At 62.2% G+C, this 13,683-nt stretch carries 19 protein-coding genes; 16 read left to right on the top strand and 3 right to left on the bottom strand.

The features are described 5' to 3' along the window. The first annotated feature begins 179 nt into the window (after window positions 1-179). From M0654_RS13000 to M0654_RS12985, 4 genes are all read left to right on the top strand, one after another. Window positions 180-1,169 carry an MDR/zinc-dependent alcohol dehydrogenase-like family protein gene (locus tag M0654_RS13000; protein ID WP_248683478.1) on the top strand — a complete coding sequence of 330 codons (990 nt, stop codon included), beginning with the start codon at window positions 180-182 and terminating at the stop codon, window positions 1,167-1,169. Then, window positions 1,166-2,200, top strand: a complete 1,035-nt coding sequence (locus M0654_RS12995) for a Gfo/Idh/MocA family protein (RefSeq protein WP_248683477.1) — start codon at window positions 1,166-1,168, stop codon at window positions 2,198-2,200. Before M0654_RS13000 ends, M0654_RS12995 begins: the two co-directional genes overlap by 4 nt. Window positions 2,201-2,355: 155 nt before the next feature. After that, complete coding sequence (locus M0654_RS12990) at window positions 2,356-2,637, top strand: hypothetical protein (protein ID WP_248683475.1); 282 nt, start codon at window positions 2,356-2,358, stop codon at window positions 2,635-2,637. 82 nt (window positions 2,638-2,719) lie between these two features. Continuing rightward, window positions 2,720-3,211, top strand: a complete 492-nt coding sequence (locus M0654_RS12985; RefSeq protein WP_248683474.1) for a sigma-70 family RNA polymerase sigma factor — start codon at window positions 2,720-2,722, stop codon at window positions 3,209-3,211. A gap of 4 nt (window positions 3,212-3,215) precedes the next feature. Here M0654_RS12985 and M0654_RS12980 read toward each other — a convergent pair whose 3' ends face one another. After that, window positions 3,216-3,605 carry a response regulator gene (locus tag M0654_RS12980; RefSeq protein WP_248683473.1) on the bottom strand — a complete coding sequence of 130 codons (390 nt, stop codon included), beginning with the start codon at window positions 3,603-3,605 and terminating at the stop codon, window positions 3,216-3,218. Between the two features lie 223 nt (window positions 3,606-3,828). Between M0654_RS12980 and M0654_RS12975 the strand changes: the two genes are divergently transcribed. Together M0654_RS12975 and M0654_RS12970 are read left to right on the top strand one after the other, a co-directional pair. Next, entirely contained in the window at window positions 3,829-4,089 is a 261-nt protein-coding gene (locus M0654_RS12975; RefSeq protein WP_248683472.1) for a hypothetical protein, read from the top strand. A gap of 46 nt (window positions 4,090-4,135) precedes the next feature. Further along, entirely contained in the window at window positions 4,136-4,312 is a 177-nt protein-coding gene (locus M0654_RS12970; RefSeq protein ID WP_199925230.1) for a hypothetical protein, read from the top strand. A 45-nt stretch (window positions 4,313-4,357) separates the two neighbouring features. Here the strand turns inward: M0654_RS12970 and M0654_RS12965 are convergent, their stop codons facing one another. Further along, a complete protein-coding gene (locus tag M0654_RS12965; protein WP_199925229.1) occupies window positions 4,358-4,498 on the bottom strand; it encodes a hypothetical protein in 141 nt (46 codons plus the stop codon). A gap of 200 nt (window positions 4,499-4,698) precedes the next feature. Between M0654_RS12965 and M0654_RS12960 the strand changes: the two genes are divergently transcribed. From M0654_RS12960 to M0654_RS12935, 6 genes are all read left to right on the top strand, one after another. Beyond that, complete coding sequence (locus tag M0654_RS12960) at window positions 4,699-5,136, top strand: DUF2231 domain-containing protein (protein ID WP_248683471.1); 438 nt, start codon at window positions 4,699-4,701, stop codon at window positions 5,134-5,136. 2 nt (window positions 5,137-5,138) lie between these two features. Continuing rightward, a complete protein-coding gene (locus tag M0654_RS12955; protein ID WP_248683469.1) occupies window positions 5,139-6,710 on the top strand; it encodes a PQQ-dependent sugar dehydrogenase in 1,572 nt (523 codons plus the stop codon). Between the two features lie 183 nt (window positions 6,711-6,893). Next, entirely contained in the window at window positions 6,894-7,283 is a 390-nt protein-coding gene (locus tag M0654_RS12950; RefSeq protein ID WP_118849490.1) for a DUF1236 domain-containing protein, read from the top strand. A gap of 180 nt (window positions 7,284-7,463) precedes the next feature. After that, window positions 7,464-8,105 (top strand): DUF47 domain-containing protein, encoded by a 642-nt coding sequence (locus M0654_RS12945; protein WP_248683467.1) that lies wholly within the window; start codon window positions 7,464-7,466, stop codon window positions 8,103-8,105. Beyond that, window positions 8,105-9,109: an inorganic phosphate transporter gene (locus M0654_RS12940; RefSeq protein WP_118849488.1), complete on the top strand. Its 1,005-nt coding sequence runs from the start codon at window positions 8,105-8,107 to the stop codon at window positions 9,107-9,109. Before M0654_RS12945 ends, M0654_RS12940 begins: the two co-directional genes overlap by 1 nt. Before the next feature lie 93 nt (window positions 9,110-9,202). Next, window positions 9,203-9,445 (top strand): DUF982 domain-containing protein, encoded by a 243-nt coding sequence (locus M0654_RS12935; protein ID WP_118849487.1) that lies wholly within the window; start codon window positions 9,203-9,205, stop codon window positions 9,443-9,445. 34 nt (window positions 9,446-9,479) lie between these two features. On the opposite strand, the gene M0654_RS12930 is transcribed toward M0654_RS12935, so the two are convergent. After that, window positions 9,480-10,112 carry a cupin domain-containing protein gene (locus M0654_RS12930; RefSeq protein WP_248683465.1) on the bottom strand — a complete coding sequence of 211 codons (633 nt, stop codon included), beginning with the start codon at window positions 10,110-10,112 and terminating at the stop codon, window positions 9,480-9,482. Between the two features lie 255 nt (window positions 10,113-10,367). Between M0654_RS12930 and M0654_RS12925 the strand changes: the two genes are divergently transcribed. Genes M0654_RS12925 through M0654_RS12910 form a run of 4 tightly spaced genes read left to right on the top strand, consistent with a single transcriptional unit; the run spans window position 10,368 to window position 13,616 of the window. Continuing rightward, on the top strand, window positions 10,368-11,405 hold the full coding sequence (locus M0654_RS12925; RefSeq protein WP_248683463.1) for a cysteine synthase A: 1,038 nt from the start codon (window positions 10,368-10,370) through the stop codon (window positions 11,403-11,405). 23 nt (window positions 11,406-11,428) lie between these two features. After that, entirely contained in the window at window positions 11,429-12,166 is a 738-nt protein-coding gene (locus tag M0654_RS12920; RefSeq protein WP_248683462.1) for an alanyl-tRNA editing protein, read from the top strand. Window positions 12,167-12,186: 20 nt separating this feature from the next. Further along, the gene (sseA, locus tag M0654_RS12915; protein ID WP_248683460.1) at window positions 12,187-13,053 is read left to right on the top strand and encodes a 3-mercaptopyruvate sulfurtransferase; all 867 of its coding nucleotides are present in this window, start codon (window positions 12,187-12,189) and stop codon (window positions 13,051-13,053) included. A 5-nt stretch (window positions 13,054-13,058) separates the two neighbouring features. Continuing rightward, window positions 13,059-13,616, top strand: coding sequence for a GNAT family N-acetyltransferase (locus M0654_RS12910; RefSeq protein WP_248683459.1), 558 nt, complete (start codon window positions 13,059-13,061; stop codon window positions 13,614-13,616). Window positions 13,617-13,683: the final 67 nt, after the last annotated feature.

Here is a 13,683-nt window from a genome sequence, read left to right as displayed (position 1 = left end):
ATATAAGAGTAGCGCGCCTTCCATCGGCGGCAAGAAGTGCTGTGCCAGCTGGGCTTTGCGGCCATGAAACAGAGGCCGCACAGCATCAACATCTTCTTCTTTGACATCTTCCGGAACTCCGGCTTGTCTTTTTTGTTCGCCGCTCGACTTACATCGTGAAACTGCGACGAAGGTAGAGAATGAACGTCATTTCCAAGACACGGTCAACCACCATGCGCGCGGCGGTGGTGACCGGCCCCGGCCAGATCGAACTCCAGGATGTTGCCCTTGCCGAGCCCGGACCGAACCAGGTCCGCATCCGGCTCGAAGGCTGCGGGGTCTGCGCCTCCAACCTCACGCCATGGTCCGGACCGGACTGGATGACCTTCCCCACCGAGCCCGGCGGGCTTGGCCACGAAGGCTGGGGGCGGATCGACGCCGTGGGCACCGACGTGCGGAACCTCTCCGTCGGAGATCGCGTCGCGGCGCTGAGCTACCACGCTTATGCTACCCACGACATCGCCGATGCCGGCATGGTCATTCCCCTGCCCGCCGCGCTGGATGGAATTCCCTTCCCCGGCGAACCGCTGGGATGCGCGATGAACATCTTCCGTCGCTCAGACATCCAGGCAGGCCAGACGGTGGCGATCGTCGGCATCGGTTTCCTCGGTGCGCTTCTCACCCAGCTGGCGACAAAGGCCGGCGCCAGGGTGATCGCCATTTCCCGCCGGCAAGAATCGCTCGATGTTGCGAAACGCATGGGTGCTGCCGAAACGATCGCCATGGACGACCATTGGCGGATCATCGAAGAGGTAAAGCAACTGACCGGCGGCCAGTTCTGCGATCGAGTCATTGAAGCCGTCGGCAAGCAATGGCCACTCGACCTGGCGGGCGAACTCACCAAGGAACGCGGCCGGCTCATCATCGCCGGTTATCACCAGGATGGGCCGCGACAGGTGAACATGCAGATGTGGAACTGGCGCGGCCTCGACGTCATCAATGCGCATGAGCGCGATCCGGCGATCTATGCCAAGGGCATTCGCGATGCCGTCGACGCCGTCGTGGACGGGCGCCTCGACCCCTCGTCGCTTTACACGCACCGCTATCCGCTGGCGGAGCTCGACCAGGCATTGAACGACACGCGGGATCGTCCCGGTAATTTCATCAAGGCCTTGGTGGTGTATTCATGAACCAGATCGTCTCCCAGAACACGCTCTCGACCATCACCAGACCGGCCCGACTCGGTTTCCTCGGCGTTGGCTGGATCGGCCGGCACCGCATGGAAGCGATCCTCAGCAGCGGGATCGCCGAGGCCGCCGCGATTGCGGATGCGTCGTCCGAAACAGTCCAGGAGGCCGCCAAGCTCGCCCCCAGTGCGAACGTCGTCTCAAGCCTGGACGAGTTGCTGCAGCAGGATCTTGATGGCATCGTCATCGCCACCCCCAGCGCCCAGCATGCAGAACAGTCGATAAAGGCGCTGGAAAGCGGCGTCGCCGTCTTCTGCCAGAAGCCGCTTGGCCGCACAGCCCAGGAAGTCGATGCGGTGATCGCAGCAGCGAAGAAGGCGGACCGCCTGCTTGGCGTCGACCTCTCCTATCGCCATACGAAGGGCATGCAGCAGATAAGGGAGCTGATCCGCGCCGGCGAGCTGGGCAAGGTCTTTGCCGCTGACGTTACTTTCCACAACGCCTATGGGCCCGACAAACCATGGTTTTATGACAAGAGCCTGTCTGGCGGCGGCTGCGTCATGGATCTTGGCATCCACCTGATTGACCTTGCGCTGTGGGCGCTCGACTTTCCCGAAGTCACCAGCGTCTCCAGCAATGTCATCGCGGGTGGCGCCCCCCTCGGATCGTCCGACAAGGTTGAAGACTATGGCGTCGCGACGCTGACGCTGGCGGGCGGCACGGTGATCCGCATCGCATGCTCCTGGCGGCTTCAGGCCGGCTGCGATGCCATCATCGAAGCGAGCTTCTTTGGCACCGATGGTGGTGCCGCCATGCGCAATGTGAACGGCTCCTTCTACGACTTCACCGCCGAGCGGTTCCGCGGCACCTCGCGCGAAAGCCTGATCGAGCCACCGGACGATTGGGGCGGGCGCGCCGCCGTCGCCTGGGCACGGCAACTCGCCGAAGGCGGACGTTACGATCCCAAATGCGAGCGGCTGGCCGATACGGCCCGCGCGATGGACCAAGTCTACGGCAACGCCGCCCGCAGCTGATCTCGCAAGCCACAATCTACTGCCACTCTCGGGCCCGCTTCGGCGGGCCTTTCCTTTGCCTCCGGAAGGCCACTCCCGGCCACCTCCGCTTTATTTGAAACTATTGCGGCAACGCGGCGTTTTTCGTCAGCGATTCAAACACGAGGCAGATATCGATGGCAGACGAACTTTGGTTATTTATCGTGGCAGGCGGCGCAGCACTTCTCGGACTGGCGCTGGCATTCGGACTCATAATGGAAAACAGGGCACGCGCGCTGAAGGCGATGGCTGGCGCCTTTCTCGTGGCGATTTGCGCCGGCGCTTTTGGCGTTTTCGTGTCCTCGCAACCGACCACCGCACCGCAGCGTTCCTCGGGTCCGGACGGGTCCCAGTATGACCTGCCGGCCCGGCCGTCGGACCAGAACGCGATACCTGGCCAGCAGAACGACACGCCGTGATTGTACGCAACCGTACGAAGCGTCTCCCTTGCGGAACATAGCACCTCAACAGGGGTTGCTACGGTAACGAAGGGAGACGCTCATGAACGACGCTTACTCTAATCCCAAGGTTAAAGCAGAGCTGATTGAGCTCATCCCGGCGCTCCGAAAATTTGCCCGCCGCTTCCACTCCTCCCCCACCGACGTTGACGACCTGGTTCAGGATACCCTCCTCAAAGCACTGGCGAACTTCGATAAGTTCGAAGAAGGCACCAGGCTCCGGTCGTGGCTTTTCACCATCATGCGCAACAGTTTCTGTACCAAGTTCGGTGTCGCGAAACGTGAGCGCGTGGGCATGGATGCCAATATTGCCGAGCGCCCAGCCGTGCCGCCGGTGCAGGAATGGGTGGTGCGCGGACATGAACTGGAGCACGCGATTGCGCGCCTGCCGGAACATTATCGCACGGCAATCGACCTCATCTTCATCCAGGGCATCAGCTATGATGTGGCAGCCGACCGTTGCAAATGCCCGGTCGGCACGATGAAGAGCCGCGTCAACCGGGCTCGTCAGCATCTCGCCAAAGAGCTTTCTTGAGGCGTCAGTGCAAGTCTTCCGCAGAGCGTGGCGCAAACAGCGCTTTTGCGATCTTGTCCAGTTCTTCCAGATTCTCGCTTAAGACAAAGCCCCTGTAGATGCACGAAGCGGGCATTGGCTCGCCGGTGATCGCGAAGACGAACGGGAGATCGAGATCCTCCAGCTTTTCCGCGACCGCGAAGAAGACGTCACCGGCGAGGCGGACATCCACCACCGCCGCACTGATCCCACCATCCACGATCATTCGCACGGCGTCTGCCAGGTTCGATGCCGGCCCCGCAATGGAGGCCTTTAGTCGTCCAAGCTGTCGACGCGTGCCGTGCGACAGGAAGTCCTCGTTCGCAATGACGAGGATGCGTTTTCCGGCTAGGAGGTGAAGGTGGGCATGCGCCATGCAAGCGTCTTCCTGTCCGACATCAAAGCTCCGACACCAACCAAGCGCAGCCGAAGAGGTTCGCGGCACACGCCCGAAATTCTTCGTCGTACCAATGACTTCCGGGCCCCCGGCTGGTGCTGCGGCAGGCGCGCTGGAACTTTCGCCCGGCTCGGCAGTTGCCGTCTTTTCCAGAACCCTGATCTGCTGACGGCTGTGAGCCGAAGGCTGGTGGAGAGCATGCATGCGTGACGCGACGTCGGGAATTTTCAACGTGGACCAGATGAACGTCATCCGCGACGCGCATCTCGATTGGTGTGCGGAACAATCGATTGATCCTGGCAGCCCCGTCGGCCAACAGGCAGCCAAGATGATGTTCGAAGCCTTTGAGGAAGGCCACCGCGACACGGCCCAACTGATCCAGGCCTGTGATGCCTTTGTTGCTGCGCGACAGGAGGCCGTGCGGCTCGGCGCACCGGCGATCAGTTCCAACGCCGCCGACTAACCTGAAAACCTGCGCCGGCCAAACGGCGGTTTAACTGGAGGACATCTTGAGCATTGAGCCGGAAAACGAACCGGGTGTCACACCAAGCCCCGCGAGCGGTGAGAAGCGTGCCAAGCAGGCGCGCGCGGGTCGAGGCCTGCCCATCTTCATCGGCGGCGTCGCCGTCGCGGCCTTCCTGCTTTACTTGATGGTCACCGTCTATGGCATTATGACTGCTGGCTAATTTATGCGTGAGGCCAAGACCTCATGGGCCTCAGTGCAGCCCGCCTCACGGCGAACCGGGTGTCAGCACGAAAAACCACAGGCCTGCGAGTACCAGCGCGATGATGAAGATCGTGATGACGAACTTGCCCATGTTCGAGCTTGCCTTCTTCGCCGTCTCCTCCCGCCGTCCCGAACCATTTTCCATCTGCATCTCCTTTGAAACCCGGGCTTGAGCCAACCGAAACAGTGTCACCGTCTTGGCCGATCAACTGATGCCGGACCCCATGGTTCCCCGCCATGCCCGTCTAAGCCACCAGAGCCCGCGCTCAGCCCGCGCTCGCTGGAACAAAACTCGACTGCCGGTTGTTCACTTTCGTCTGCAAGACCTTCCCGACGGAGCTCCCGATGGCTGTTTTATCCTCCTCGCACAGAGACGCGGCGGCATATCCGCTCCAGTCGCTCTTCGTGCCGTTTCCCTTCGTCTGCTTCACGCTGACGCTTGCGACCGACATCGCCTTCTACCTCAGCGCCAACCTGATGTGGCAGAACTTCTCGTCCTGGCTGCTGTTCGCGGGTCTGGTGTTCGGAGGCGTCGCGCTCATCGCGGGCCTGTTGGATCTTGTCCGCCCGCGCACGCGTCCCCTGCGCCCCGCATTCCTGTCAGCGCTCCTCTACGTCATCATCCTGGCGCTCGCCTTGATCAACAGCCTCGTCCATGCCGGCGATGGCTGGACCGCCGTCGTTCCTTATGGACTGGCGCTTTCGGCGATCACCTTCGTGCTCTGCCTGATCGCCGTCGTGGTGTCTGCCCGCAAGTATGCCCGCCTAGCCTGGAGGATCTGATCATGACGTCACGCCTTCTCCGTTTCTCCGCCCTCGCCTTTGGCGTCTCCGCCGCAGCTCTTGCCCATGCGCAGGATGGCGGTTTCGACGTCTCGCAGCAGATCGGGCCCGAGCCCACGCTTCCTGAACCAGCGCTTTCGCTCCTGCCGGACCTGAAGGTCGCCGAAGTCGTCGGCTGGAAGGATGGCGAGACGCCCTCCGTACCGCCGGAGCTCAAGGTCAGCGTCTACGCGAAGGATCTGGCAAACCCGCGCACCGTCCACACGCTGCCGAATGGCGACGTGCTGGTGATCCAGTCGAAAGGTCCTTCCGGAGAGCCGGTGTCGCGGCCGAAGGATTTCATCCGCGGCTGGATCATGTCGTTTGCCCACGGCAGCGGCGGCCCGCAGAAGGGAAGCAACCTCATCACCCTGCTCCGCGACACTGACCGCGACGGCACGGTGGATGAACGACACGACCTTTTGACGAAGCTGGACTCGCCCTTCGGCGTCGCCTGGATCGACGACACGATTTATGTCGCCTCGACCTCGGCGATCCTCGCCTATCCCTATAAGCTCGGGCAGAACGGGATTACCGAGCCGCCGCGCACCCTCACGCCCCTGCCCGGCGGTCCCATCAACCACCACTGGACGAAGGACCTGGCGCTCAGCCCCGACGGCAAGATGCTCTATGTCTCCGTAGGCTCGAACTCCAACATCGTCGAGAATGGGCTCGAAGCGGAAAAAGGCCGGGCTGCCATCTGGCAGGTTGACCGCCAGACCGGCGCCGCGCGCGTCTTTGCCTCCGGCCTGCGCAACCCGAATGGCCTCACCTTCCATCCCGAGACCGGCGAACTGTGGGCCGTCATCAACGAGCGCGATGAACTCGGCCCCAACCTCGTTCCCGACTACATGACCTCCGTCAAGGAAGGCGGCTTCTATGGCTGGCCGTGGAGCTACTACGGGCAGCACGTCGATCCGCGGGTTTATCCGCCGCGGCCGGAAATGGTCGAAAAGGCCATTCCGCCGGATTACGCGCTGTCGAGCCATGTTGCGGCGCTTGGACTTACCTTCTCCATGAATTCTGCCCTTCCCGACGCCTTCACCAAAGGCGCCTTCATCGGCGAGCACGGCAGTTGGAACCGCGACAGCTTCAACGGCTACAAGGTCGTCTACGTGCCGTTCGAAAACGGCAAGCCGAATGGCAAGGCGCAGGATATCGTCACCGGCTTCATCCAGGGTGACGAGGCCAAAGGCAGGCCGGTCGGCGTCGGCATCGATGGTACGGGCGCGCTGCTTGTTGCCGATGACGCAGGCAATACCGTCTGGCGCGTCGCCTCTGCGGACGGAAAGATCAGCCCGCAGCCGATCGGCACCGACCAGGTCGCCCCGACACAGGTTTCGGGCGTCACGCCGGCCGGGCAAGCGCCCGATGCGACCGCCGCTGTCGGGACAGAAACCACCGGGGCAACCGGAGCAAATGCGCAGCCCGCACCGCCGGCTCCCGAGCGGTTGACGACACAGCAGCCTATCTCCGACGAGCCGGAAAAACTGCGGCCATCGCAGACCGAGATTGCACCGGCCACCGGTCCCTGACGCACCAGTCACCGCACCTTCCAGCCTCGCAGAAAGAGCCCGCACCTGCGGGCTCTTTTGCGCTCGGGTATGGTCGCGCAATCGTCGCTCCTGTTCTAGGACCAAGGTCTGACACGCGAAAAAAGCGGAACGATTTCAGGGAGGCCACGTTCTTCTGCCACTTCAACCACAAGGAGTTTGGCCATGAAGAAGATCGTATTCATCACCGCTGCGCTGGGTCTGGCAGCAACGGGCGCTGTCGCTCAGGAAAGCACCGTCAACGGTGCCGTTGGCGGCGCGGTGACCGGCGCCATCGTCGGTGGCCCGATCGGTGCAGCCGTGGGCGGCATTGTCGGCGCAGCAGCCGGCACCGCAATCGATCCGCCGCCGGAGCGCGTTGTTTCCTACGTCCGCGAACAGCCCGTCCAGCAGTCGGTCGTCGTGCAGGAGCGCGTCGTGGTCGGCAAGCCGATCCCGCAGCAGGTCGTGCTGACCCCCATCCCGCAGGCTCCGGAATACTCCTACGCCGTCGTGAACGAGCAGCGCGTCATCGTCGACCCGCGCACCCACACGGTCGTGCAGGTCATCGAATAAGCAAAATTCACCTGATCCCTCGAGGAGCCGTCGCATCATCTGGTGCGGCGGCTTTTTCTTGGCTACAAGGCGCCAAACCTGCCCGCCGTCCACAGGAAAGTCGGGAACCGTGTCTTGAGGCTCGCCTTCTGCGGTCTATGACACATCTTTGAAATTCAGCGCGCTATGCCAGGAGGCGTCATGCTAGGCCTTTTCCGAAAACTGCTTCCCCGGGAAGATGCTTTCTTCGAGATGTTCGTGCGCCACTCGCAGACCGTGGTCGGTGCCGCAGAAGCGCTGAACGCCCTGCTTTCCGGCAATGACATCGAAGGCAATTGCAAGCGGATCGTTGACCTCGAGAACGAGGCCGACCAGATCACCTATGAAGTGCTGCAGGCGGTTCGCCTGAGCTTCATCACCCCGTTCGACCGCAACGACATCAAGGACCTCATCCAGTCCATGGATGATGCGATCGACATGATGCACAAGACGGTCAAGACCATCCGGCTGTTCGAACAGACGAGCTTCGATCCACTGATGCAGCAGATGGGTACGGAAGTGGTCAAGGCGGCGCACCTCATCGCCCAGGCCGTTCCGCTGCTTGACAAGGTCGGCACCAACGCCACCCGTCTCGGCTCCATCGCTCAGGAAATCACCAGCATCGAAGACCGGTCGGACGACCTGCATGACCAGGGTCTGAAGGACCTGTTCCTGCGCCATTCCGGCGGCAACTCGATGGGCTACATTATCGGCAGCGAGATCTACGGCCAGCTCGAGAAGGTTCTCGACCGCTTCGAGGACGTTGCCGACGAAATCAGCGGCATCGTGATCGAGAACGTATAATGGACGCGACCCTCGCCCTGCCGCTGCTGATCGCGCTTGTCGGCATTGCCTTGTTCTTCGACTTCCTGAACGGGCTCCACGATGCGGCGAACTCCATCGCCACGATCGTATCGACGCGCGTGTTGCGGCCGCAATATGCAGTCTTCTGGGCAGCCTTCTTCAATTTCATCGCCTTCCTGTTTTTCGGCCTGCACGTGGCTGAAACCTTGGGCACGGGCATCATTGACCCGAACATCGTGTCGCCGCAGGTCATCTTCGCGGCACTGATGGGCGCGATCATCTGGAATATCGTCACCTGGGTGTTCGGCATCCCGTCAAGTTCCTCGCATGCGCTGATCGGCGGCATGGTGGGCGCCGGCATCGCCAAGGTTGGCGTCGATTCCATCGTCTGGAGCGGTCTCTTGAAGACTGTAGGCGCGATCTTCATGTCGCCGATGATCGGCTTCCTGCTGGCGCTGTTCCTCGTGCTGATCGTCTCCTGGGTCTTCGTCCGCCAGACGCCCTTCGCCGTGGACCGCACCTTCCGCGTCATGCAGTTCTTCTCGGCCTCGATGTATTCGCTCGGCCACGGCGGCAACGACGCGCAGAAAACGATGGGCATCATCGCGGTGCTGCTTTACTCGCAAGGGTATCTCGGCGGCGAATTCCACGTGCCTTTCTGGGTCGTCATCAGCTGCCAGTCGGCCATGGCGCTCGGCACGCTCTTCGGTGGTTGGCGCATCGTCCACACCATGGGTTCGAAGATCACCAAGCTTAACCCGATGCAGGGCTTCTGTGCCGAAACCGGAGGGGCGCTCACCCTCTTTGGCGCCACATGGCTCGGCATCCCGGTGTCTACCACCCACACCATCACCGGCGCCATCATCGGTGTCGGGGCGGCCAAGCGCGTCAGCGCCGTTCGTTGGGGGATTGCCGGCAACATCGTCTTCGCCTGGTTCGTCACCCTTCCCGCAGCGGCCATCATCTCCGTCGTCTTCTACTGGCTTGCCAACGTCTTCCACTAATATACACTTGCCTCACGCAGGCTTGGGTAAGCTTGCGGAACCGCAGCACATTTCACGCGTTCTTTTGGGTTGCCATAGAGGGAGGAAATGTAAATGCCGCAAGCAAGTTGGGAAAAGCCAGTCCGCGTTGCCTTCGCTCACATCGGCACGCAGGTGGTCAATGGGCCTTTCGAGGCGCTCGCTCTCCTGACGGATCGTTGGCCGGACATGCGTGGCCCCAATTTCGTCCGTGCCCGCAGTGCCTGCCGCGCCGCTCTTGATGGCCGGCGCACCCCGGAAGAAGCCCGCCTGCAGTTCGAACAGGCGGTCAGCGAAGCACAATCTCATCTGAACTAGATCTTGAGGAGCCCGCACCCGCGGGCTCTGCCATTTAGAGCCCGATGATGTCGCCGAGGCGCCGCAACGGCGATCCGGAAAGCGCAATCGGCGCAAACAGGATCGAAAAACACACGCAGGGACAGTCCGTCCCGGCAACGGGTCGATGTTCGACACTTTCATCCGCGACCGAAACAGCGCCTGCGGTAAAGCTGCCGCGATGGTCGTGGAATTCGCCCTCCAGCACCAGCGTCAGTTCCAGCCCATGGTGCGCGTGATGCGGAAGTGCGCGCCCGGGTCGCACCCACAGCAGGCTTGCCTCCGCCTCCTTCGTCCGCTTGATGGTGTGCTGCCTGAAGCACTTCCACGGCACCTCGGGCAGGTCACAGCCCGCGTAGCGCCACAGCGCCGACGGGAACCGTGTCCCCACTTTCCGTTCGGGTTCGGCGGCAACGGTAATCGGCGGTGATGCAAAGATCTCCTCGAGCCGTTTTTCCCGCAGGATGATCGGCTCGCCCTCGCTTGCCTCAAGCGCCTCGCCCGCCAGCATCTCGAAGGTTCCGGCAAGCCTGCGAGAGGTCTTCTGCATCTCTAGATGCGCACCAACGAGGACGCTTGCCGGTTCAGGCAGCGAGCCGGCAACATGTTGGGCAATGAGGAAGTCCAGCCTCTCGAGGTTCAATTGCATGTCGTGCAAGCCGGGAATGGGTCGATCGTCAAAAAACGGAATAATGAAAGCGGATGTCAGTATGGGCCAACTTTACTCCCATACGTGCCACAATCCAAACGGATTGGTTTCGGGCAAAGAAGTGCTTGTCTCAGCCGCCATCGGGGAGCGGAAGGCCGTCACATGAGCGGCAAAGAGAAAAGAATTTCTTGCTCTTCGTCGCTTGTCGGCAGAAAAGACCACGCTTAAATCAGCGCTGAACAAGAAGGCTGTCCAATGACTTTTCAATCCTCCGTGCTGGACGTAATCGGCAACACCCCTCTCATCCGGCTGAACGGCACCTCCGAGGCGACCGGCTGTGAAATCCTGGGTAAGGCCGAGTTCCTCAATCCCGGCCAGTCCGTGAAGGATCGCGCCGCTCTCTACATCATCCGCGATGCTGAAAAGCGCGGCCTGCTGCGACCCGGTGGCGTCATCGTTGAAGGCACGGCAGGCAACACCGGCATCGGCCTCACGCTTGTTGCCAAGGCACTCGGTTATCGCACCGTCATCGTCATCCCGGAAACGCAGAGCCAGGAAAAGAAGGACGCGCTGAAGCTGCTCGGCGCCGAGTTGGTCGAGGTTCCGGCCGTTCCCTACAAGAACCCGAACAACTACGTGAAGATTTCCGGCCGCCTTGCCGAAGAACTGGCGAAGAGCGAGCCCGCGGGCGCAATCTGGGCCAACCAGTTCGACAACGTCGCCAATCGAGACGCCCATATCGCCACGACGGCTCCGGAAATCTGGGAACAGACTGGCGGCAAGGTCGACGGTTTCATCTGCGCAGTCGGGAGCGGCGGCACGCTGGCCGGCGTTGCGGCTGGCCTCAAGGCCAAGAACGCCAACATCAAGGTCGGTCTTGCCGATCCGGAAGGTGCGGCGCTCTACGACTATTACACCCACGGTGAGTTCAAGGCCGACGGCAGCTCCATCACCGAAGGCATCGGCCAGGGCCGCATTACCGCCAACCTCGAAGGCTTCACGCCGGACTTCGCCTACAAGATCCCGGATGCCGAGGCGCTTCCCTTCATCTTCGACCTCGTCGAGCAGGAAGGCCTCTGCCTGGGCGGCTCGACCGCGATCAACATCGCGGGCGCCGTACGCATGGCCAAGGATCTTGGCCCCGGCCACACGATCGTGACGATCCTCTGCGACTACGGCAACCGCTACCAGTCGAAGCTCTTCAACCCCGACTTCCTGAAGTCGAAGAACCTGCCGGTGCCCGGCTGGCTGACGCAGAAGCGCCAGATCTCCGTGCCGTTCCAGGCAGTATAACCGAACGGATCGGGGGGACCGGAATGCCAGTTGAAGCTTTGTATCGCGACGACTTCTACCTTTCGACCGCCGAAGCGGTGGTCACCGCCGTGCACGAGGACGGCGGCATCGAGCTCGACCGCACCTGTTTCTACGCCACCTCGGGCGGACAGCCGGGTGACACCGGGTTTCTGGAGCGCAGCGACGGCAGCAAGATCCAGCTCGGCCAGACCAGGCACGGCGCGACCAAGGACGTCGTGATCCATGTGCCGCTCGAAGGTGAGCCGCAGCCGCTCGTTGGCGAGAAGCTCGTCATGCATATCGATTGGCCGCGGCGCTACAAGCTGATGCGCATGCACACCGCCTGCCACCTTCTTTCGGTCGTCTGCCAGTACCCGATCACCGGTGCGGCCGTCGGCGAGGAGGAATCGCGGGTTGACTTCGACATGACCGGCGTCATCGACAAAGATGAGGTGACGGCAAAGCTGATGGAGCTCGTCAACCAGAACCATCCGGTCTACGTGCAGTGGATCACGGACGAGGAGCTTGCGGCGAACCCGGGCATCGTCAAATCGAAGAACGTCCGCCCGCCGATGGGTCTTGGCCGCGTCAGCCTCGTGTGCATCGGCGGGGATTCCAGCATTGACAGCCAGCCTTGCGGCGGCACACATGTGTCTGAAACACAGGAGGTCGGCGCGATCTACATCGCCAAGATCGAGAAGAAGGGCAAGGAGAACCGGCGCTTCCGCATTCGTTTTGGCGAACCCGCAGCAGACGCCTGATCTCATCGAAGGGGAACGCCATGACCGAAACCAGCCGCTTTGTTGTCTCCTCCGATTGGCTTCAGAAGGAACTTGGCAGCCAGGACCTCAGGATCGTGGATGCCTCCTTCTACCTGCCGGCGCAAAAGCGTGATGCCGATGCCGAATATGCGGCCGGGCACATCCCCGGCGCCGTCCGCTTCGACCACGACAAGGTAGCCGACCACTCGACCAACCTGCCGCATATGGTGCCCTCGCCCGAGGTTTTCGCCGAAGCCGTCGGCAGGCTCGGCATCTCCGAAAACGACCGGATCGTCATTTACGATGGCCCGGGCATCTTCTCCGCGCCGCGCGGCTGGTGGCTGTTCCGCGTCATGGGCGCCAAGCAGGTCTTTGTGCTGGATGGCGGACTGGACGGCTGGATAGCCGAAGGCCGTCCGCTCGAGACCACGGTTCCGACGCCGGCCCCGGCAACCTTCAAACCGGATTTCCACGCCGACAGGATCGTCGATCTCCAGACCATGCTCGGCATCGTCGAAGATGGCAGCCGGCAGATCGCCGATGCCCGCCCTGCCGGCCGCTTCACCGGTGTCGACCCCGAGCCGCGGGCCGGCATGCGATCCGGCCACATGCCGGGCGCACGAAGCCTTCCCTCCAGCGCATTCTCCGCCAATGGCAAGCTCCGACCGCTGAACGAACTGCGGCAGGTCATCGAGGAGGCCGGGATCGACGTCAACCGCCCGGTGGTAACGAGTTGCGGTTCCGGTGTGACCGCCGCGATCATCACCCTTGCGCTCGAGTCGCTCGGCCACGAGAACAACGCGCTTTATGACGGCTCCTGGACGGAATGGGGCAGCCGCGACGATACGCCGGTTGTCACTGGTCCCGCTTCTCCAAAGGCAGCTTGAGCAGAATGGCAAAGAAGCCCGCTCCGCTGAAGGCGCATGTGACGCAACTGGAAATGACGGCGCCGCCGAAGGCGAGCCTGCCCGTGCCGGTCAACCTGCAGACCGTCGTTATCCGCGCGCCCGAAATCCCGCTGCATTTTTACCGCTACCTCTACCGGCAGGTCGGCAAACGCTGGCATTGGTACAAGCGGCTGCGCATGAGCGACGAGGAACTCGCCGCCGCGATCCACAACCCGCGCGTTTCGGTGACAGTGCTCTACGTCAACGGCGCGCCGGCGGGCTTCTTTGAGCTGCTGCAGCAGGACGACGATACGGTCGAACTTTCCTATTTCGGCCTGTTCGAGCGCGCCATCGGGCTCGGTATCGGCAAGTGGTTCCTGCTCCAGGCGCTTTACGCCGCCTGGCACAACAATCCGAAGAAGGTCACCGTGACCACCAACACACTGGACCATCCACGGGCGCTGCAGCTTTACCAGATGATGGGCTTCTCGCCGGTCTCCACCTATGAAGCCTTGGTGATGCCGATGACCGATGCAGAGCTCTTGAAGGCGCTGGACAGCTAAGCCGCCCCTCCAAATTTCCGGATACATCAGCGTGCAGCACCGACCGTGCGACGCGCATCGCAAAGAA

It is taken from the genome of Neorhizobium turbinariae, assembly GCF_023223505.1.
In the GTDB taxonomy this organism is placed as follows: domain Bacteria; phylum Pseudomonadota; class Alphaproteobacteria; order Rhizobiales; family Rhizobiaceae; genus Neorhizobium; species Neorhizobium turbinariae.
Note: the sequence above shows the minus strand (reverse complement) of the source record. Positions and strands in the feature narration are given on the sequence as shown.